Below are 19,175 nucleotides of genomic sequence, written 5' to 3' on the forward strand. Positions count from 1 at the left end.
CTGCCGACGCGGCGCGAGGGCAGCGCCCCCCTTCGTCCGGGTGTGGACGCGGTGCCGGACGGAGTGCGGCTGCGGACGGGCCCTCAGACGCCGGCGGTGACGACGCCGTCGATGGGCTGCAGCTCCTGCCACCGGCCGCCCGCACGCTGGAAGACGCGGTCCTCCCCGGTCCTGACGACGACGTCCTGGTCGTCGCCGGTGGTCGTGACGGCGACGCCACCCGGCCGAGGAGTCATCGCCTCGACGGGCCCACCGACCTCCACGAGGTAGGGCTGCATCTCCTCCTGGTCGTTGCGCCGACCGATGACCGCCAGAGTGGACTGGCCCACCCACACCGCGTCGAGCATCTCGACCAGGTCCGCCCCGATGCGGAAGGCCTGCGGCGAGGTCGTGGTCGGCAGTCCGTTCGCCTGGCGGGCGATGCCCGACACCTCGAGGGTGCTCCCCGTCCCCCGCTCCTGCTCGGAGATCACCGCGATCCTGCTCCCCTCGGGAGAGACGACGGCCGCGCGCACGAAGCGCGTGCCCAGCCACTGGGCCGGCACGTGCTGCGGCGCGGACTCGGCCTGGTTGGCGGGGTCCACGGTGGAGTTGATCGCCCAGAGTCGGTAGCCCTCCTCCCGGCCGAGGCCGGAGCCGCCGACCCAGAGCACACCGCCGTAGTCGTAGCAGGGGCGGGTCATCGCCGCGGCGAAACGGTCCAGGTGCACGACCTCGCCGTCGTCGAGCATGCGGTGCAGGGTCTCCTGCGTACCGTCGAGCGCGGCGAGCTCCTTGCCGTCCGTCCGGAGAGCCAGGTGGCGCCACCCCTTCTCCAACGGGGGGAAGGGGGACTCCTTGCGTCGGAGGTCCGTTGCGCCGACCGAGGCCAGACGGTCGTCCACCGCCACGACCTTGTCCCCGCGGCGAGCGAGGACGATCGGGGTGTTCGTCTGGGTCCGGTCGACGAAACCGAGCTGCTCGGGCGAGGTGAGAGGTGCCGTCACGCCGAGGTCGAGAGGCGCACCCGAGAGCGTGATCCCCACCTCCGTCACCCCCGGCAGGGACATCAACGTGGCCACGAGCTGCGCCGCCAGCCGCTTGCGCGCCGTGGCGTCGTCGGCGACCGACTCACTCTCCAGGTCGACGATCGCCACCCCGTTGCGCACCGGCACCGCGTCGACGGCGAGCCGGGCCCCGATGTCGCTGGAGACGGCCTCCCGCAGGTAGCCGGGGATGCTCCCCAGCTGGGCGCGGGTCAACCGGGTGGCCAGCTGGTCCTGGGTCACCCACCGCTGGTCCACGACGAGGGCGTTCCATCCGATGGCCGGGTAGTGCACGGGGTACTCACGGAAGATGTAGCCGACCTCGGGCTGCTCGAGCAGTCGGCCGAACCCCTCCTGCAGCTCGTCGATGCGCCACTCGCCGTCGACGAGGTCGACGTGGAAGTCGAAGGCCGCGCCGTCGAAGGGCGGGGAGACGAGGTAGCGGCCGTCGGCGTTGATGCGCGCGACGACCCGCGCGCTCACGCGGAAGGCCCCGTCCCCCATCGGCTCGATCTCCGGGTCGCCGGTGTAGATCACCGTCTGGCTGTCCGGGATCCACCCCTGGGCGGCTTCCTGGGTGAGGTAGGAGCGGGTGACCTCCAGGCCCTCGCCACTCGTGGAGCCCGCACGCAGGAACCCACGGATGACCTCCGCGGGCGAGGCCCCGGGCGTGGGCCCGTTGGGCGTGCGGGACAGCGGCTGCGGGCGTGGCCCGTCGATCGGCAACCCGGGTCGGATCGTCGAGTCGGTGTTCAGCCCGCAGCCGGCGAGCGCGCCCGCCACGGCCAGGCCGAGGGCGCTGCGACGGGTCAGCTCCCTGCCCGTCATCGGTCCCCGCCCTCCCCGGGCAGACGGCCCTCACGCGGGGTCAGGGGCAGCGGCGACGTCGTGAGCGGGCCACCGGCCTCGTGCGGCACGGTCAGCCGGAAGCGGGCCCCCTCCCCCGGCTCACCCCAGGCCTGCAACCACCCGTGGTGGAGTCGGGCGTCCTCGAGCGCGATGGCCAGACCGAGACCGGAGCCACCGGTGGTACGGGTCCGGGCGGGGTCCGCGCGCCAGAAGCGGTTGAACACCAGCGAGGCCTCTCCGGCCTTCAGACCCACGCCGTGGTCCTGGACCATCACGGCCGCGGCCTCGTCGTTGCTGCCGACCCAGATGTCGACGGGACGGCCCTCACCGTGCTCGATCGCATTGACCACGAGGTTGCGCAGCACTCGCTCGATCCGCCGTGAGTCGACCTCGGCGACGGCCTTCTGCCCCGGCTCCCGGTGGACGAGGACCTCGCTGCCGCGTGCGTCGGCGATCGACTCCGTCGCCTGCACGACTCGGTCGACGATCACGTAGAGGTCGATCGGGTCCTGCTCGAGCACGGCGGCACCGGCGTCGTAGCGGGAGATCTCGAGGAGGTCGGCCAGCAGCTCCTCGAAGCGGTCGAGCTCGTCGTGGAGCAGCTCCGCCGAGCGACCCGTGACCGGGTCCATCTCGTCCCGCGAGGAGTGCAGCAGGTCGGCGGCCATCCGGATCGTCGTCAGCGGCGTGCGCAGCTCGTGGGAGACGTCGGAGACGAAGCGTTGCTGCACCCGGGAGAGGCCCTCGAGCTGGCGGATCTGCGTCTGCAGGTTGTCGGCCATGTCGTTGAAGGACTGGCCGAGCAGGGCGAGGTCGTCGTGCCCGCGCGCCGACATCCGCTCGTTGAGGTGGCCCGAGGAGAGGCGCTCGGCGGCCGACGCCGCGCGGCGCACCGGGGTGACGACCATGCTCGTGACGATGTAGGCGATGCCCGAGACGAGGCCGATGAGGAAGAGCGCCCCGAGGACGAAGGACCGGGAGATGATGCCCAGAGTCGTCTGCTCCTGGTCCATCGGGTAGATGAAGTACAGGTCGTGGTCACCGGCGGTCGGCACCTCGATCTGCGAGCCGACGACGACCGCCGGGACGGAGTCGGTGTCGATCGGCACCCCGGTGATCGGCTCGGTCGACCCGTCGACGTCCGAGCGCTCCAGCTCGATGGTCATGGTCTGCTGCCGGGCCGGGTCGGCGGCCACGGCCTGGCGAAGGGCGGCGGGCACCTGGTCCAGGCCGACACCCTGCGGGTAGGCCACCGTGGAGATCGTCGACGACTCGTTCTCCGTGCTCGGCGTGAGGATGACGTAGCGGCTGTCGTCGCCGCTGGGCGGCGCGAGGGTCCGCGAGACGAAGTCGGAGGTGGACACGTCCAGCTCTCCGGGCTCGACGTCGGTGTTGTTGAAGTAGCTCTGCGCCCGGTCGGCCAGCTGGTGCGACTGGGCCTCGGCGAAGTCGACCCGGTCGTCGACGAGGCCGTCGGCGATGGAGCGGTACATCGTCAGGCTGATGATCGAGACGACGACGAGCCCGAGGATGAGCGTGCTCGTGACGACCCGGAAGCGCAGGGATCGCCGCCAGAGGCCCACGGCGGCCCGCACGGCCCGGGCGACCGCGTGGTTGCGGGGCGGGGCCGCGGCACCCGACTCCTCGGTGCTCGACGCGTCCGAGGCCTCGGTCGCCTCGGAGGCGGGCGCCGAGGCCATGCTCAGGCCGACCCGGCCTTGTACCCCACGCCACGGACCGTGACGACGATCTGGGGGTTCTCGGGGTCGTGCTCGATCTTGCTGCGCAGCCGCTGGACGTGCACGTTGACCAGGCGCGTGTCACCGGCGTGCCGGTAGCCCCAGACCTGCTCCAGCAGGACCTCGCGGCTGAAGACCTGCCACGGCTTGCGCGCCAGGGCGACGAGCAGGTCGAACTCGAGCGGCGTCAGCGCCAAGGGGGTCCCGTCCCGGGTGACGGAGTGCCCCGCGACGTCGATGGCCAGGTCGCCGATCGTCAGTCGCTCCGGCTCCGGCTCGTCGCCGCGACGCAGACGGGCCCGCAGCCGGGCGATCAGCTCCTGCGGCTTGAACGGCTTGACGATGTAGTCGTCGGCGCCCGACTCGAGACCGACGACCACGTCGACGGTGTCGGTCCGGGCGGTCAGCATGACGATCGGGACCCCCGACTCCTGCCGGATCCGCCGGCAGATCTCGATGCCGTCCATCCCGGGCAGCATGACGTCGAGGAGCACCAGGTCCGGACGGGCCTCGTGGAAGGCGTCGAGCGCCCGCGCTCCGTCGGCGACGTGCGCGACGTCGAGTCCTTCCTTCCGAAGGACGATCCCGAGCATCTCTGCCAGCGCCTGGTCGTCGTCGACGACGAGGACACGTCCCTTCACGGTGATCCCTTTCGCACGTGGTCTACTGCCCGTTCATCATCACACAGGCACCACCGTGCGCCGGGCAGCCACTGCCGATAGCCTCGGGGGCGGGGCCCGGCGATCGGGCCCGCGGACGAGGGAGCAGTACCCGCACCACGACAAGACTGACTCACAAGGAGTTGTCATGTCCTGGCTCGTCCTCATCGTCTCGGGGATGCTCGAGGCCGTCTGGGCCACCGCCCTGCCCGCCTCGCGCGGATTCACCCGCCCCGGCCCCACCCTCCTCTTCGCCGTCTCCCTCGCCGCGAGCATGCTCGGTCTGGCGTGGGCCATGACCGACATCGCCACCGGCACCGCCTACGCGGTGTGGGTCGGCATCGGCGCCACCCTCACCCTCGTGTGGTCCATGGTGACCGGCGCCGAGCCGGCGACCCGGGCGCGCGTCGCGCTGCTCGTCCTGCTCGTCGCCTGCGTCGCCGGGTTGAAGGCGGTCGCCTGATGCCGTGGGTCGTCCTGCTCGTCAGCGCCGTCCTCGAGGCGGTCTGGGCCACCGCCCTGGGCCGCTCCGACGGCTTCACCCACCCCACGGCGACCGCCGTCTTCCTCCTGGCCCTCGCGACCAGCATGGTCGGCCTGGGGATCGCCGTGCGCACCATCCCCATCGGCACGGGGTACGCGGTCTGGACCGGGGTCGGCGCCGGGCTCACGGTCGCCTGGGCCATGGCCACCGGCGAGGAGGCCTTCACCCCGGTCAGGGCACTGCTCATCGCCGGGATCGTCGCCGCCGTCGTCGGGCTCCGGCTCGCCCCCTCCGGCACCGAGGACTGACATGACGAAGGGGGAGGCGCGCGCCTCCCCCTTCGTCCTGCTCGGTGTCGTGCTCAGTAGCGGTAGTGGTCCGGCTTGTACGGCCCCGCCACGTCCACGCCGAGGTACTCGGCCTGGTCCTTGGTCAGCTCGGTCAGCTCGACGCCGAGCGCGTCGAGGTGCAGGCGCGCGACCTTCTCGTCGAGGTGCTTCGGCAGCGTGGTGACGGTCGGGTTGCCGCCCTCGTCCACGTACTCCTCCGCCTTCTCGAAGAGCTCGATCTGCGCGATCGTCTGGTTCGCGAAGGAGTTGCTCATGACGAAGCTCGGGTGACCGGTCGCGTTGCCGAGGTTCATCAGGCGGCCCTCGGACAGCACGATGATCGAGCTGCCGCTCGGGAAGGTCCACTCGTGGACCTGCGCCTTGATCTCGGTCTTCGTGATGCCCGGGGTGCGGGCCAGCCCGGCGATGTCGATCTCGTTGTCGAAGTGACCGATGTTGGAGACGATCGCCTTGTTCTTCATCGCGGCCATGTGGTCGGCGGTGATGACGTCGAAGCAGCCGGTGGTGGTGACGAAGATGTCGCCGTACTCGGCGGCCTTGTCCATGGTCGTGACCTGGTACCCGTCCATCGCGGCCTGCAGGGCGCAGATCGGGTCGACCTCGGTCACGAGGACCCGGGCGCCCTGACCCGCGAGCGCGGCCGAGACGCCCTTGCCGACGTCGCCGTAGCCGGCGACGACCGCGACCTTGCCGCCGATGAGGACGTCGGTGGCGCGGTTGAGGCCGTCGATGACCGAGTGGCGGGTGCCGTACTTGTTGTCGAACTTGGACTTGGTGACCGCGTCGTTGACGTTGATGGCCGGGAAGAGCAGGTCCCGCGTCTCGGCGAGCTGGTAGAGCCGCAGCACGCCGGTCGTGGTCTCCTCGGTGACGCCCTTGATGCGGGAGCCGACGGTCTGCCACTTGGTGGGGTCCTCGGCCAGGGTGCGGCGCACGAGGGCCTTGAAGACGCTGAACTCCTCGGAGTCGTCCTCGGTCGTGGGCGGCACCTGGCCGGCCTTCTCCCACTCGGCGCCCTTGTGGACGAGCATCGTGGCGTCGCCGCCGTCATCGAGGATCATGTTGGGGCCGTCGCCGTCGGCCCAGGTGAGGATCTGGTTGGTGCAGTCCCAGTACTCCTCGAGCGTCTCGCCCTTCCACGCGAAGACCGGCACGCCCTGCGGGTCGTCCGCCGAGCCGTCCGGCCCGACGACGACCGCGGCAGCGGCCTCGTCCTGGGTGGAGTAGATGTTGCAGCTGGCCCAGCGCACCTGCGCGCCGAGGGCGGTGAGGGTCTCGATGAGCACGGCGGTCTGCACGGTCATGTGCAGCGAGCCGGCGATCTTCGCCCCCTTCAGCGGCTGCGAGGCGGCGTACTCCTCACGAATGCTCATCAGGCCGGGCATCTCGTGCTCGGCGAGTCGGATCTGGTGGCGGCCGGCCTCGGCGAGGCCCAGGTCGGCGACCTTGTAGTCGAAGGACACGGTGGATCTCCTCGTGACATGGGGTTGTCGGACCCGGCGCGACCCTTCTGGGCTCTCGCGGGTCATCACCCACGCCGGCTCCCGCCAGTGTATGTGCTCGCCGCCGGGGGTCGGCACGGTCACACCATTCGAAGAAGCACCGCGAGCTGTGGATCGCGTTCCTTCTTCGACTCAACCTCCGGAGGCCGTCCTGACCATTCGGAGCTCGTCGGCGTCATCAGTGGGCGGCCGCCTCCCCCTTCGCGTCGTCGCCGCCGAAGGGCAGCACGTGCATGACCGCGACGACCACGCCACCGACGACGGCACCGAGGATCATCGAGGCGACGGTGTTGGTCACCCAGCCGAGGACGGCGCCGAGGGCGCCGGTCGCCTCCTCGACGGCGACCTCGAGGTGGTGGACGACGTCGTACGGGGGGGTCCAGTTGATCGGGTCGTCGGCGAGGCCGACGAGGATGATGTGCCCGCCGACCCAGAGCATCGCGAAGACACCGACGACCGACAGCACCGTCAGGAGCTTGGGCATGCCCTTGACCAGGGCACGGCCGACGGTCTGGGCGACGCCCGAGCCGGTCCGGGTCAGCCGCAGGCCGATGTCGTCCATCTTCACGATGAGCCCGACGGTGCCGTAGACCAGCAGCGTGATGAAGAGCGCGACGACGACCATCACGGCGAGCAGGTACCAGAAGCCACCGCCGAGTCCCTCGTCCAGGACGGCCTTGAGGGAGATGACCATGATCTCCGCCGAGAGGATGAAGTCGGTCGTGACGGCACTCTTGACGACCGCGTCCTCGTCGACCGTCTTCTTCTCCCCGTCCGCGGCGGCGGTGGTCTCGTGGCCGCCGTGGCCGGAGATCTTCTCCCAGATCTTCTCCGCTCCCTCGAAGCACAGGTACGTGCCACCGAGCATGAGCAGCGGGGACAGGGCCCACGGCAGGAAGGCGTTGAGCAGCAGGATCGCCGGGACGATGAAGATCAGCTTGTTGCGCAGGGACCCGATCGTGATCCGCTTGATGATCGGCAGCTCGCGCTTGGGGTCGAGGCCCTCGACGTAGCGCGGGGTCACGGCCGTGTCGTCGACGACGACTCCGGCGGCCTTGGTGCTCGCCCGACCGGCCGCGGCACTCACGTCGTCGACGGACGCGGCGGCCATGCGGGCGAGGACGGAGATGTCGTCCAGCAGGGCGACGAGACCGCCACTCATCGGGTGGCTCCGGCGGGTCGGGTCGTGATCGGCGTCAGCACGCGCTCAGGTTACCGACCCGGACCGACGAAGGGGGGAGGACGTCGCCTCAGGCGAGCGGCGGGGACTCGATGAGGTCCTCGACCGGGTTGAGGTCGAGGCCGAGCAGGGCGTTCTCCACGACCTCGGTCAGCGCCGGGTGGATCCAGTACTGACCGCGCACCATCTCCGAGACGGGTTGGTCGAAGGCCATCATGTGGATCAGCGGCTGGACGAGCGTGGCGGCGTCGGGACCGACGAGGTGACCGCCCACGAGCCGTCCGGTGCGGCGGTCGGCGATGACCTTGCACAGGCTCGTCGTGTCCTCCATGGCCCAGCCGTAGGCGGTGTCCCCGTACTTCTGCACCTTCGTCACGACGTCCGCGCCCGCCGCCACCGCCTCGGTCTCGGTGAGGCCCACGGTGGCGATCTGGGGGTGGGTGAAGACGGCCGCGGGGACGGCCACGTGGTCGAACTCCCGCAGGTCCTGCGGATGGGCGAGGTTGTGCGCGACGACTCGCGCCTCGTGGTTGGCCACGTGCTTGAGCTGGAAGGGGGAGGCCCCGTCCCCGAGCGCCCACACCCCCTCGACGGCGGTGCGGCCGTGGGCATCGACGACCACGCGGCCGTCGTCGTGCACCTCCACCCCGGCGACGTCGAGCCCGAGGTCCGCGGTGCTCGGCCGGCGACCGACCGCGACGAGGACGACGTCGACCTCGACCCGGCTGCCGTCCGACAGGGTGGCGATGATCCCCCGTCGCCCCGCCTGAGGTCGGTGACCGTCGTCGAGGTCCGCACACCCCACTGCTCCCGGGCGCTGGCCGTGAAGGCGGTGGCGATGTCGTCGTCCAGGTGACGCAGGAGCTGACCACCCCGGGCCGACACGGTGACCCGGGTGCCGAACGCGGAGAAGACGTGGGCCAGCTCGGCGCCGATGTAACCGCCTCCGACGACGAGCATCCGGTCGGGCTGCTCGGCCAGGCGCATCACCGTGTCAGACGTGTGCAGCGTGATGCCCTCGCGGTCCGCCAGCGCGGCGAGCTCGTCCGGGATCATCGGGTGCGACCCGGTGGCGATGACGACCTGCTCGGCCCGGACCTCCTCAGTGCCGCCGTCCCGGAGGTCGACGCGCAGTGTGCGTGGTCCGGTGAACCGCGCGTGCCCGCGCAGCAGCTCGGTGAGCTCCCCGTCGCGGCGGTAGGCCTCGCCCGCCGCGGCGATCTGGTCGATGCGTCCGGCGAAGATGCGGTCGCGCACGTCGGTGAAGCGCACCCGCTCGAGCGTCGCGTCGACCCCGAGCCGCCCCCCTTCGCGCACCTTGGTGGCGATCTCGGCGACGTGGACGAACATCTTCGTCGGGATGCACCCGACGTTCAGGCAGGTGCCTCCGAAGACGTCACCGCCCTCGATGATGGCGAACCGACGACCCGCGAGCTCCTCGGTGACGAGGCTGTTGCCCGATCCACTTCCGATGACGGCGATGTCGACGTCGATCACTCAGTTGGCCTTTCGTGGGAGATGCAGCTCGTCGATGCCCGGTGCCCTCGCCGGGTCGAAACCGTGGCCGATCGCGAGGTAGGTGCTCGCGAAGTCGGTCAGGGCGATGTGCTCGGCGAGACGTTCGAGATCGTGCCCGGGGCGGGCGAACTGCTCCAGGACGCGCACTCCGGCTGCCTCGGCGCGATCGGCGACGGACTGCGCGGTGTTGTGCCGCTCGACCTCGGTCGGGTCGGACTCGGAGGTCGGCACCGGGTCACGCAGCAGCACCAGACCGAGCCGCGGAGCGCTGGGGCCGTCGAGGTAGGGGTCGGCGAAGATGTCGCGTCCACCGTCCGGGGCCGTTCCCGAACCGGCGAGGGGACCGGAGAGGCAGGCCACCACCTGGGAGGCCGCGTCCGGCAGCCGCCCCCACGTCGAGGGCACCCGGCTGGTGCGGGCCAGCATCGCGCTCGTGCGGCGCGCGGCGACACCGCCGACGGGGCCGTCGCCGAGGACGACGGGGGTGACCTCGGAGAGGTCGGTCGCGAGCGACTTGGCGGGGTTGACGAAGTACTCGGCATCCGGGCGGAAGGCCTCCGCCTGCTCGTCGAGCCGGTCGGCGACCCGCAGGAGCACACCCGTCGGGACGTCGATGACACCGCACGCCGAGGTGGCGAGCAGTGCGGGGACGACGAGGCTCCACAGCGCGGTGCGGGAGTGCCCCGTGCCCGGGTCGATCGGCAGGTGCACGCCTCGGGCCTCCGCCGCGGCAGACGCGAGTGGACTGTCCGGGGCCCCGATGGTCAGGACGTGCGCGCCCCGGCGCGCGGCCTCACGGGCCTGCCGGACGGGTCCCTCCGCACGGCCGGACAGGGAGACCGCGACGACGAGGTCGAGGGCGCCGACCCAGCCGGGCAGGGGGCCCGACCCGTCCGCGGTGAGCAGCACCGGTGACCGGTGGGAGACGAGCAGGTCGAGGACGGCCGCGACCCCCTCCGACCCGCCCACGGTGGCGACGTGGATCGCTCGCGGGCGCTCCCCGCCGGCGACCCGCCCGAGGTCGCACTCCTGGCTCACCGTGATGGCCCGGCGCACCTGCGCGCCGGCGCCCGCGAGCGCTCGGAGCATGTCAGAGGGGTCGACCGCACGCCGCCGGGCCTCGTCGTCGAGCACGCTCTCGTCGAAGGGGGACATCATCGACCTCAGGCCGGCTTGCGTGCCTCGTCGACGAGCAGCACCGGGATGCCCCGGTCCACCCGGTAGGCCAGGCCGCAGTCGGGATTCGCGCACACCAGCTCGGGGCCGTCACCGGTCTCGTCACGCAGCGCGGTGCGGCAGGCGGGGCAGCGCAGGATCTCGCGCAGCCAGGGCTCGATCGTCGAATCGGTCATCGTGTCTCCCGGATCATCATCAGCACATCGTCTCGCACCTGGGTCATGGTGTGGGTGTCGGCCGCCTCGACGTTGAGGCGCAGCAACGGCTCGGTGTTGCTCGCACGCAGGTTGAACCACCACATCGGCTCCCCGCCACGGGTGACGGTCAGCCCGTCGAGCTCATCGAGGACCACATCGTCGCGGTCCTCGTGGGCCGCCCGTACACGCGCGGTCACGGCGTCGGCGTCCTCGACGGTGGAGTTGATCTCCCCCGAGGCGACGTAGCGCTCGTAGGGGGCCATGACCGTGCTCAGCGGCGCGTCGGACTCCCCCAGCGCCGCGAGGACGTGCATCGCGGCGAGCATGCCGGTGTCGGCGAACCAGAAGTCACGGAAGTAGTAGTGCGCGGAGTGCTCGCCCCCGAAGGCCGCGTCGTGCTCGCTCATGACGGCCTTGACGTAGGAGTGCCCGACCCGGGTGCGCACGGGTCGGGCGCCGGACTCCTCGATGATCTCCGGCACCGCGGCGGAGGTGATCGCGTTGTGCACGATCGCGACCTCTCCCGCCTCGCGGCCCGCGGCGACCTCGCGGGCCACCTCGCGCCGGGCGATCATCGCGGTGATCGCGCTCGGGCTGACCGGGTCGCCTGCCTCGTCGACGACGAAGCACCGGTCCGCGTCGCCGTCGAAGGCGATGCCCAGGTCGGCTCCGTGGCTGCGCACCCGCTCCTGCAGGTCGACGAGGTTGGCGGGGTCGAGCGGGTTGGCCTCGTGGTTGGGGAAGGTCCCGTCGAGCTCGAAGTACAACGGGTCGATCCGCAGCGGCAGCTCCGCCAGGCCGCCCTCGGTCCCGAGGACGGCCGGGACGGTCAGGCCGGCCATGCCGTTGCCGGCGTCGACGGTCACGCGGAGCGGTCGCGACCCCCGCAGGTCGACGAGGCCGCGGAGGAAGGCGGCGTACTCGGCGAGCACGTCACGTCGCTCCACCCGCCCCGGGGCCACGCCCTCGAAGCCGGTCGTCCCCGTGTCCAGGAGCTGCTGGGCCAGGTCGCGGACACTCGCCAGTCCGGTCTCCCGCCCGACGGGCCGGGCTCCGGAGCGGCAGAACTTGATGCCGTTGTACTGCGGCGGGTTGTGGCTGGCGGTGAACATGGCCCCCGGGAGGCCGAGGGCGCCGCTGGCGTAGTAGAGCCCGTCCGTGCTCACGAGGCCGATGTGGAGCGCGTCGACACCGCGCGCGGTGACACCGGCAGCGAAGGCCTCGACGAGCTCGGGCGAGCTGGGGCGCATGTCGTGCCCGACGACGACCGCGGGGGCCCCGTCGGCGAGCGCGACCACCTCGGTGAAGGCGGCCCCGAGCGCGTGGACGACGTGGACGTCCAGCTGCTCGGGCACGAGCCCGCGCACGTCATAGGCCTTGACGAAGTCGGCGAGGGTGGTCACGTTGTCAGCCTAGTTCGCCCACGAACGGTCGGCCCCGGGGCCGGATGCGTGCCCACCTCGGGCCACAGTGCCGAAGGGGGATCAGTCGCGGTCGCGCAGCACCCGCAGGTGGCCGCGACGGCCGGTCTCCGTCACGCTGGCGGGCTCCCGGCGGGCAGTCGTCGGGAGGTCCGCGGTGCGCTCGGAGTCGGTGGCCGCCGAGGGGCGGGCGCGCACCGCCTCGGCGATGGCGACGAGGTCGTCGTGGGACGCGGGCGCCGGCTGGTCGATGGCAAGCCGGACGACGTCCCACCCGCGCGGGGCGGTCAGCCGCGTGGCGTGCTCGTCGCACAGGTCGTAGGCGTGCGGCTCCGCGTAGGTGGCCAAGGGGCCCAGGACCACCGTCGAGTCGGAGTAGACGTAGGTGAGGGTCCCGGCAGCCGGTCGCGGGCACGCCGCTCGGGAGCACTGTCGGGAAAGAGTCACCCGTGCACGATAGGCCACGCCCGCGGCGACCCGCGGACCGGCACGCCGCCGGGGACCTACGATCGTCGGTGATGAGCCGCCACCGGGACCGACGAGGACGCGGGATGCGTGGGCCACTGGCCCACCCCGATGTCCCGACGATGACCTCGCGCGCACAGGCCTTCGACGACCTCGTCCTCGACGTCGCCCATCGCTACGAGCCCGTGCTGGGGCGGCGCTGGTCGCAGGTGGAGTTCGCGGTCGAGGAGGTCCCGCCCTCCGATCCCGCGTCGTGGGAGGACGGCGTCCCGCTCGCCCGGTTGTGGCCGGCCAAGGGGCGCCTGCCGGCACGAATCGTCGTCTACCGCCGTCCGATCCTCACGGCGGCACGGGGACGCAACCACGCGATCATCGTGCACGACGTGCTCGTGGAGCAGATCGCGCTGCTGCTGGGTGTCGACCCGCGCGAGATCGATCCGCACCGGCCCTGAGCGTCCTCGTCGTGGGACGCCGCGACGACTGCGCACGGCACACGACCCGGGCGACGGCTGGTGGGTCACGGAGCGGCAGAGGTGAAGATGGCGAGAAGTTCCCCGATCTCGTGATCGGCCGTGAGCTGGTGGCGGAAGTGGCGGCGCGGGTCGACGGTGTAGTGGGTGCGCCGCCCGATCCGGGTCCGGCGGAGGTAGCCGGCGTCCTCGAGGTCGTTGAGGATGGTCACCGTCGCTCGGGTGGTGATACCGACCTCTGCGGCGATGTCGCGGACCCGCCGGTCGGGGTCGGTGGCCACGGCAAGGAGGACGTGGCCGTGGTTGCTCAGGAACGTCCACGTCTCTTCGGGTCCCACGGGGCTCATCTCCTTGGGGGTGAGGTGCAACTGCTAGCGGGGCCGGGGGTCGGAGGGAGTGGAAGTCGCGCCACGTGACCCCCACAGCGGCTCCAGGACGGCATTCTCCGCCTCGGTGGCGACCCGGAACGGCGGGTCGGTCGGAGCAGCCAGGACTCGGCGCCCCTGGCCGCGGGTGGCGCGCAGGCTGGCGACGACGGAGACGGTGATGATCGTGGCGACGACGGCCAGGGAGAGGGTGGTGGGGATGTAGAAGATGTCGATCTTGAGCATCATCTTGGTCCCGACCCAGATCAGCACCAGGGCCAGGCCGATCTTGAGGTAGATGAACCGGTGGACGAGATCGGCCAGCAGGAAGTACATCGCGCGCAGGCCCAGGACCGCGAAGGCGTTGGCGGTGAAGACCAGGAACACCTCGTCGGTGACGGCGAAGATCGCCGGGATGGAGTCCACAGCGAAGACCACGTCGGTGACCTCGACCAGCACCAGCACCGCCAGCAGCGGGGTGGCCAGCAGCATCCCGCCCCGGCGGACCAGCAGCTTCTGGTCGTGGTAGGCCTCGGTCATCGGCACCAAGCGGCGAAAGGCCCGCAGCACGGCGGACTTCGCGGGGTCGAGGTGCTCGTTGCGCTGGCGGATCATCCGGTACCCGGTGTAGAGCAGGAATGCGGCGAAGACGTAGAGGATCCAGGTGAAGTTCTGGATCAGCACGGCGCCGGCGGCGATGAAGACGCCGCGGAAGACCAGGGCGCCCAGCACACCGAGGAACAGCACCCGGTGCTGGTACTCCCGGGGTACGGCGAAGTAGCTGAAGATGATCGCCCAGACGAAGACGTTGTCCACCGCCAGCGACTTCTCGATGAGGTACCCGGCGAAATACTGCTGACCGAACTCCGGCCCCCACACGGACCAGACGATGGCGCCGAAGGCGACACCGAGGGCCACCCACACCCCGGACCAGACCGCGGCTTCCCGCACCCCGATCACGTGGGCGTGGCGGTGGGCGAACAGGTCCACGGCCAGCATCACCACGATGAAGGCCAACACCGCGGCCCAGACCCAGAACGGGACATCCATGACAAGACCCTTTCGATCGACTCGATCGAAGGTCTCTCCCGACCCCGTGCGGGGTCCGCTCGCCGGGACCCGTGGGTCGGGCCGTAGTGACGACGAGACGCTGGCGGGATACTCCCCTCCTGCGGAAAGAGTGAACCAGACTTCACCTGTCAGCGCAAGCACTCGCCCGGTCCGTCGACGGCTGCCTCGCGCCGGTCAGCGCCGGCGCACGACCTCGATGTCGCGCACGGCGACCCGGGAGGGGCGGACGGGCACGGAGGCGGCACGGGCCTCTCGCGCGTCGTCACCACCGACGACCAGGGCGGCGGCGTGGACCGAGCCGCGCGTGGGTCGCACCCACACCGCGTCGGCCTCGCCGACGGAGACGGAGGTGCTGTGTCCGGCCTCGAGCGAGACCTCCTCCGTGGTCACCCTGCCGTCGCGCACGGCGTGCACCTCCGCGGAGGCCGGCTCCTCGTCGGCGGCGACGCTGACGGTGCGGGCCACGTCCTCGCCCGGATCGGGGGTAGCGCGACCCCGCCCAGCGAGCGAATGGCAGGGGTCGCGACCGACCAGGCCATGTCACGCGTCCCGTCCGAGGCCTCCCGGGTGAGGTGGGCGGCGGCCACGACCGGCTCGTCGGACTCGACGAGCCAGGCGTGCGCACCGGAGGTGTCGGGCAGGTCGAGGTCGACGGCACTGCCGGCGGGGACGGTCTCGACCGTCGCGCTGCGTGAGCCGCCCTCGCCGAGGCTGCGGACCTGGACGACGGCGTCACTCCCGCCGGGGACTCCGACGACGAGCCCGCGCCCGTCGCCCTCGGCACCGGCGGGGATCACCTGCCGTCGGCTCGGTGCCCTCGTCGGGACCGAGGTCTCGACCCCGGCGGGGGTCAACCCGTCGAGGTGGTGGTCGACGATCGTCGGGACGACGAGTCCGTTGCTGCTGGTGACGTGCACGGCCTGAGGGGTGTCCGTCCCACCGATGGCGTCGAGGAGGACGACCTCGCGGTCCCGCGGGGGGACGACGACCGACTCCTCCGCCTCCCCGCCGAGCGTCGCGACGGTCACGGAGACCGGGTTGGCGCCGGGGTTGGTCAGTACGAGGTGTTCCTGGCGTCCCTCCTGGGCGCCACCGGACACGAGCCAGGCATCGGCGGTCGGCGCCGTGCAGGGCACCGCGGCCAGCCCGGTGGCGCGGTCACCACCGGCGACGAAGGACTGTCCCACTGCCACGCCCGGGGCGTGGTCCGCACGGGCGCGGACCCGGACCGGTTCCCCCAGCCCGTCCTCGACCACGCTGGCGGGCCGGCCCTCCGGCGTGGCGTCCCCCTCGGTCTCGGCGGGGTCGTCGGACAGGTCGCCGACGGCGATCTCCCCCGGCTCCCCGCTCGGGGTGACGACGCCCTGGAGCACCGTGTCGGGCGCGGCGTGCGCGGCGGTCGAGCCGGTGACGTCGATCTCGGAGCTGTCCGCGAGCGGGTCACCCGAGCAGTACGAGGTGACATCCGTCGCGGCGACCTGCTCGCCCGTGCCCTGCGCCACCGGGCCGGAGGAGACGGCTCCGAGGCGGTCGGCCCCGAGCACGACGCCTGCGGACAGCACGCCGACGGCGACGACGCGCGCGGCCGGGTGCAGCCAGACGCGGCGGTCCGGGCCGGGGCTGCTCATCGGGCCTCCTCGTCCTCGAGGTCAGGTCGGCGCTCCGTGGGCAGGGCGAGGTAGAGCGCGAGCACGAGGGCGATGATCTGGACGATCTTCCACACCGGGTGGCCGGCTCCGACGTCGATGTCCACCTCGTCGGTGCCCTCGGGCAGGTCGTAGGTCGGCACGGCGCTGCGGGTGAGCAGCTCGAGCGGCTTCCCGTCGGCCCGCACCTCGGTCTGGTCGCTCCAGTCGAGCGACTCGGCGACGGTCAGTCGGTCACCACCGGGGACGGGGACCGGGCCGTCGGTGTCGGCATGTGCACCGACGCCCTCGACAGGCGCGCTGGACCCCCCGCTCGTGACACGCACCCGCGAGGAGGTCGACCCGTCGGTGACCGGCGAGCGCACCGCCCACGTGTAGTTCCCGGCACTCGACCCGAGCCGGGACAGGCCCGGGGAGGCATCGAGCAGCCGGAGCTCGGCGTCGGTCGCGTCGAGGACGACGAGATGCGCGACACCCTGCTCGGCGAGGACGTCCGCGGGAGCCCGTTCGCCCTCGCCGAGCCCGAATGCCCGTGCCACCGCGCTCGCGACCTGCTCCTCGCCGGGGACCGGTGGCGTCTCGTACGGGAGGTCGCGCACGAGGTCACCCGGCTCGCTGCCGAGGAGGCGGTAGACCAGCTGGTTCTCGCGCCGGTCGACGACGAGGGTGCGGGCGGCGGTCGCCCCCTCTGCTCCGGCGATCGCGACGAGCGGGCGCGGGTCCCGCCAGGTCGTCAGCCGGTCACCGTAGGAGTGCTCTGCGACGACCACTCCGCTGCCCACTGCCGCGACGGTGAGGGCGACGGCGGGCACGATCAGCAGGGAGCGACGGCCTGCGCCGCGAAGGGAGTCCGGCAGCACGTCCGCGGCGAGCAGCACCGCGACCAGGGCCGCTCCCACGAGGACGAGCTGGCCCGTGCCGACCCACGGGGTGATGGCCGTGCCGGCCTCGACCGCGCCCGCGGGTCGGTGCCCGAGGACGAGGTGGGAGGCGCCCACGGCCCAGCCGATGCCGAGGACAGCGGCTGCGGCCGCGACCCAGGAGGCCCGTCGGGGCCCGGGCACGAGCAGCGCGAGCGCACCGACGGCAAGCACGCCCGCGGTCCACCACGTCGTCGCCGCACCACCGGGCAGCTGCCCGAGCGCGAGCTGCCACGGTGGCAGGTCGACGGGGGTGCCGGTCAGGCCCCAGCCGGTGAGCAGGTGGGCGGGCTCGCGGCGCAGGGCCAGCAGCCACGGTCCCGCCAGGAGGAGGGGGGTGAGCGCGAGGGTGAGGCCGCGCCAGTGGCCGCGCGCCCCGCCGCGCAGGAGGTGGCCGAGCCCGACGAGGACAACCGCGATGCCGACGAGGGGGGCCACGGTCCCGAGCAGTGCGGCCCACAGGGCGGTCCGCACGACGTCGCTGTACGCCGTGCGGCGTCGACCGGCGCGCACCAGACCCGCGGCGACCCGGGGCAGCAGCACGAGGAGGAGGAGGGCGCCGATCCTCCCTTCGCCGACGGCCACGGCGGCAGGCGCGGAGGTCACCCAGGCCAGGGCCACGACGGCCCGCAGCCACGGACGATGGGTGAAGGTGCGTGTGCTCGTCCAGGCGACGGCGGCGGCCAGGGGAAGGGCGGCGATGACGAAGACGGCCAGGACGATCCCCGCAGGCGAGTCCCCCTCACCGACGGCGGGGATCCAGCCGGCGACGGTGGTCACCCCGGCGAGGACGGCAGTGGCGGGCGACTGCTCGATGCCGTTGCCCCAACCCTGACCGTGCCAGGCCATCCACCAGGAGTCCCACAGCTGGCCACCGGTGGCCCGGCCCCCGAGCAGCTCGCCACCGACGAGGCCGGCGTCGAAGCGGTGACGCAACTCGTCGGTGATGTGGCGCGCGGCCCAACCCGACATCACCCCCGCCGCGAGGACCACCCACAGCAGCGGGTGGAGCAGGACGCTGCGCCCCTCGGCCTCGAGGGATCGGGCGGCGACGCCCTTGTCCCGGCCCACCGAGCCGCGGGCCTCGTCGGCGAGCCGGCGACGGGCCGCCGACGGCGGGACGAAGAGCGAGGAGAGGTCGCGACGGGCGACCTCTCGGGGGGCCTTGCCGCGCAGTCGCGAGCGCAGGCTGCGCGGGTCGATCGCGGCGGGGATGCTCGCCAGCTCGGACGCGCCCATCCCCGGCCGCTTGAGGACGATGAGGGCCAGCCCCCCGAGGAGGGAGCCGACGAGGATCCACAACGCGAGGAAGGGGGCCGCCAGGAGGTGGCAACGGGTCAGGGCCACCCGCCGGGCCTGCCGGCGGTGGTCGACGGTCGGACGTCGCTCCGCCGCCGTGGGCGCGACGGCGACGGCGGCGCCCGGGGCGAGGACGACCCGGTGTCCTGCCCGCTGGGCGCGCCACCCGAGGTCGAGATCGCCACCGAAGTCGCCCATGCCGGGGTCGTGGCCGCCGAGCCGCTCGAGCACGGCGCGGTCGATGAGCAGACCCTCCAGCGGTGCGGAGATCGCATCGATGGTGCGGTCGTACTGCCCCTGGTCGGTGGTCCCGGCGGCCGGCTCGGGAACGATGCGCCCGGTACGGGTGACCTGCAGGCCCAGCCGCACGATCCGGGAGGGGTCCTCCTCGTCGACGAGCTTGGGCGCGACCATGCCGACGGTCCTCCCGGCTGCGGAGACGAGTCGACGCAGGGCCTCCGGGTGGGGCCGCGAGCGCGAGGTCAGCACCCAGACCAGGTCCCGGCCGACGTCGGCTCGCGGAAGGCTGTCGACCATCGACGGCAGGATCCGGCGCAGACCGCGCCGGCCGCCGAGTGTGGTCGTCAGGACATCGATCTCGGCGTCGTCCACCGGTGCGAGGAGGTCACTGGTGTCGCCGAGTCCGTCGAGGGCCCCGTCGACGAGGAGCACGCGATCGGGCCGGAGGTCCTGCGCGAGGAGGGCGCGCACTGTCTGGCCCGTCCCCTCCCTCGAACGCGCCACGATGACGGCCGTGACGGTCGCCGGAGGCGCCGTCGTCCGCCGGGAGGGGGTGGCGGAGGACGTGGTACCGGTCTGCTGCGTCACGGCCTCGGCGA

At 72.4% G+C, this 19,175-nt stretch carries 18 protein-coding genes, 1 pseudogene and 1 riboswitch; of the genes and pseudogenes, 3 read left to right on the forward strand and 16 right to left on the reverse strand.

The genetic code is table 11. The features are described 5' to 3' along the window. Positions 1-83 precede the first annotated feature (83 nt). From PVE36_RS10955 to mtrA, 3 genes are read right to left on the reverse strand one after another with little or no spacing between them, the layout of a single operon-like run. Positions 84-1,853, reverse strand: coding sequence for a GerMN domain-containing protein (locus PVE36_RS10955; protein WP_277452323.1), 1,770 nt, complete (start codon positions 1,851-1,853; stop codon positions 84-86). Continuing rightward, a complete protein-coding gene (gene mtrB, locus PVE36_RS10960; protein ID WP_277452325.1) occupies positions 1,850-3,574 on the reverse strand; it encodes an MtrAB system histidine kinase MtrB in 1,725 nt (574 codons plus the stop codon). Before mtrB ends, PVE36_RS10955 begins: the two co-directional genes overlap by 4 nt. 2 nt (positions 3,575-3,576) lie before the next feature. After that, the gene (gene mtrA / locus PVE36_RS10965; RefSeq protein ID WP_277452327.1) at positions 3,577-4,254 is read right to left on the reverse strand and encodes an MtrAB system response regulator MtrA; all 678 of its coding nucleotides are present in this window, start codon (positions 4,252-4,254) and stop codon (positions 3,577-3,579) included. An 89-nt stretch (positions 4,255-4,343) separates the two neighbouring features. Then, positions 4,344-4,410: riboswitch (guanidine-III (ykkC-III) riboswitch) on the forward strand. A gap of 10 nt (positions 4,411-4,420) precedes the next feature. On the opposite strand from mtrA, the gene PVE36_RS10970 reads away from it, so the two are divergent. Both PVE36_RS10970 and PVE36_RS10975 read left to right on the forward strand, forming a co-directional pair. Continuing rightward, positions 4,421-4,735, forward strand: coding sequence for a multidrug efflux SMR transporter (locus PVE36_RS10970; RefSeq protein ID WP_277452328.1), 315 nt, complete (start codon positions 4,421-4,423; stop codon positions 4,733-4,735). Next, positions 4,735-5,064: an SMR family transporter gene (locus PVE36_RS10975; RefSeq protein WP_277452329.1), complete on the forward strand. Its 330-nt coding sequence runs from the start codon at positions 4,735-4,737 to the stop codon at positions 5,062-5,064. Before PVE36_RS10970 ends, PVE36_RS10975 begins: the two co-directional genes overlap by 1 nt. A 53-nt stretch (positions 5,065-5,117) precedes the next feature. Here the strand turns inward: PVE36_RS10975 and ahcY are convergent, their stop codons facing one another. The 8 genes and pseudogenes from ahcY to PVE36_RS11010 all read right to left on the reverse strand — a co-directional run bounded on the left by ahcY (position 5,118) and on the right by PVE36_RS11010 (position 12,547). Continuing rightward, on the reverse strand, positions 5,118-6,569 hold the full coding sequence (ahcY, locus tag PVE36_RS10980) for an adenosylhomocysteinase (protein WP_277452330.1): 1,452 nt from the start codon (positions 6,567-6,569) through the stop codon (positions 5,118-5,120). A gap of 217 nt (positions 6,570-6,786) precedes the next feature. Next, positions 6,787-7,770 carry a DUF808 domain-containing protein gene (locus PVE36_RS10985; protein WP_277452332.1) on the reverse strand — a complete coding sequence of 328 codons (984 nt, stop codon included), beginning with the start codon at positions 7,768-7,770 and terminating at the stop codon, positions 6,787-6,789. 88 nt (positions 7,771-7,858) lie between these two features. After that, complete coding sequence (locus tag PVE36_RS16235; RefSeq protein ID WP_346780580.1) at positions 7,859-8,593, reverse strand: FAD-dependent oxidoreductase; 735 nt, start codon at positions 8,591-8,593, stop codon at positions 7,859-7,861. Then, a pseudogene (locus PVE36_RS16240) lies at positions 8,563-9,285 on the reverse strand (FAD-dependent oxidoreductase); the annotation flags it as partial. The gene PVE36_RS16235 and the pseudogene PVE36_RS16240, both read right to left, overlap by 31 nt. Beyond that, positions 9,286-10,461: an SIS domain-containing protein gene (locus PVE36_RS10995; protein WP_277452333.1), complete on the reverse strand. Its 1,176-nt coding sequence runs from the start codon at positions 10,459-10,461 to the stop codon at positions 9,286-9,288. It lies immediately after the preceding pseudogene. An 8-nt stretch (positions 10,462-10,469) separates the two neighbouring features. Further along, complete coding sequence (locus PVE36_RS11000) at positions 10,470-10,658, reverse strand: Trm112 family protein (RefSeq protein WP_277452334.1); 189 nt, start codon at positions 10,656-10,658, stop codon at positions 10,470-10,472. Next, entirely contained in the window at positions 10,655-12,082 is a 1,428-nt protein-coding gene (locus PVE36_RS11005; RefSeq protein ID WP_277452336.1) for a phosphomannomutase/phosphoglucomutase, read from the reverse strand. The genes PVE36_RS11000 and PVE36_RS11005 overlap by 4 nt, the downstream gene beginning before the upstream one ends. An 81-nt stretch (positions 12,083-12,163) precedes the next feature. Further along, a complete protein-coding gene (locus PVE36_RS11010; RefSeq protein WP_277452338.1) occupies positions 12,164-12,547 on the reverse strand; it encodes a DUF3499 domain-containing protein in 384 nt (127 codons plus the stop codon). Positions 12,548-12,618: 71 nt separating this feature from the next. Here PVE36_RS11010 and PVE36_RS11015 point away from each other — a divergent pair, with 71 nt between their 5' ends. Next, positions 12,619-13,017, forward strand: a complete 399-nt coding sequence (locus tag PVE36_RS11015) for a metallopeptidase family protein (protein ID WP_277452339.1) — start codon at positions 12,619-12,621, stop codon at positions 13,015-13,017. A 65-nt stretch (positions 13,018-13,082) separates the two neighbouring features. Here the strand turns inward: PVE36_RS11015 and PVE36_RS11020 are convergent, their stop codons facing one another. The 5 genes from PVE36_RS11020 to PVE36_RS11040 all read right to left on the reverse strand — a co-directional run bounded on the left by PVE36_RS11020 (position 13,083) and on the right by PVE36_RS11040 (position 19,164). Continuing rightward, a complete protein-coding gene (locus tag PVE36_RS11020) occupies positions 13,083-13,373 on the reverse strand; it encodes a winged helix-turn-helix domain-containing protein (protein ID WP_277452340.1) in 291 nt (96 codons plus the stop codon). 33 nt (positions 13,374-13,406) lie between these two features. Next, positions 13,407-14,450: a TerC family protein gene (locus PVE36_RS11025; RefSeq protein ID WP_277452341.1), complete on the reverse strand. Its 1,044-nt coding sequence runs from the start codon at positions 14,448-14,450 to the stop codon at positions 13,407-13,409. A 195-nt stretch (positions 14,451-14,645) separates the two neighbouring features. Continuing rightward, on the reverse strand, positions 14,646-14,876 hold the full coding sequence (locus PVE36_RS11030; RefSeq protein ID WP_277452343.1) for a hypothetical protein: 231 nt from the start codon (positions 14,874-14,876) through the stop codon (positions 14,646-14,648). Next, positions 14,858-16,099 (reverse strand): DUF5719 family protein, encoded by a 1,242-nt coding sequence (locus PVE36_RS11035; protein ID WP_277452345.1) that lies wholly within the window; start codon positions 16,097-16,099, stop codon positions 14,858-14,860. Before PVE36_RS11035 ends, PVE36_RS11030 begins: the two co-directional genes overlap by 19 nt. Continuing rightward, entirely contained in the window at positions 16,096-19,164 is a 3,069-nt protein-coding gene (locus PVE36_RS11040) for a glycosyltransferase (protein WP_277452346.1), read from the reverse strand. Before PVE36_RS11040 ends, PVE36_RS11035 begins: the two co-directional genes overlap by 4 nt. Between the last annotated feature and the right edge of the window lie 11 nt (positions 19,165-19,175).

Origin of the sequence: Janibacter sp. DB-40 (assembly GCF_029510815.1) — a bacterium.
Classification (GTDB): Bacteria; Actinomycetota; Actinomycetes; order Actinomycetales; family Dermatophilaceae; genus Janibacter.